This is a genomic window from Kocuria sabuli (assembly GCF_040981185.1).
GTDB lineage: Bacteria > Actinomycetota > Actinomycetes > Actinomycetales > Micrococcaceae > Kocuria > Kocuria sabuli.
In genome coordinates, this window is record NZ_JAVHZE010000068.1 from 1 (window position 1) to 777 (window position 777).

At 57.9% G+C, this 777-nt stretch carries 2 protein-coding genes; both read right to left on the bottom strand.

Translation table 11 applies throughout. The features are described from left to right. Positions 1-400 (bottom strand): phage terminase small subunit (gene gpM / locus RE027_RS17900; RefSeq protein ID WP_368809649.1); only part of this gene is annotated, 400 nt, incomplete at its 3' end. Positions 401-403: 3 nt separating this feature from the next. After that, on the bottom strand, positions 404-777 hold a 374-nt coding region (locus RE027_RS17905; RefSeq protein ID WP_368809650.1), incomplete at its 5' end, for a P2 family phage major capsid protein.

The following is a 777-nucleotide window of genomic DNA, read 5'->3' on the forward strand; positions in this document are numbered from 1 at the left end:
GCGCGGCCAGTGCCACCTCTTCGGCCAGCAGGTAAGGCGTCGGACGTCGACCGGTCGGCATGGTCAGGCCATAGGTCATGGCGTAACGGGCAATTTCCAGCGCACCGGCGATATCGTCAGCATCGAGACGCCACAGCATGACCGTCATGACGATGTCATCCTGCGCGCCCTTGCCGTTTGCGAGGACGCCAGCCACCCATGGCAGATAGAACGGCAGCAGCTCACGCTTTTTATCTGCCTTGCGCTCATTGGATCGGATTTGTTTTAGCGTGCGGTTGTCTGCGGCCAGCTTAACGAGCATCTGCTCATAGGCAGTTGCATTGCGCAGCGGGACAGCAGCCCGCCGCGCTGTTTCAGAGGCCGAGACCCGCATCATGTGACGCGCTGCGGGACTCGTCATGGCTTACTCTCCGCTTTCCGGTGCAGCAGGTGCGGTGAAGTCACCGAGCTTGATATTTTCAATCAGGCAACCGGCAGCGTATGCCTCGACCACGTAGTCGGTATTCATTGACTCGTAGTTCTCGATGCGGTCTTTCTTCGGGTTTTCGATGATGCTGCGGCGATGCGCGTCATCCATGAAGTAGATAGACAGGTTATCGAGACGCGTCACCATCAGGGCATTCGCCGGGAAGTAAGGCACGCGCACGGCAGGCAGGTTGCCGATTCGCTTCTGGCTGATGATGATGTCAGCGGCCAGCGACTCGCTGTTTTCCTGGTCTTTATTGACGATAGGGAAGTATTTATCCGCCATCAGCTTGCGACCGGTGATGACAACCA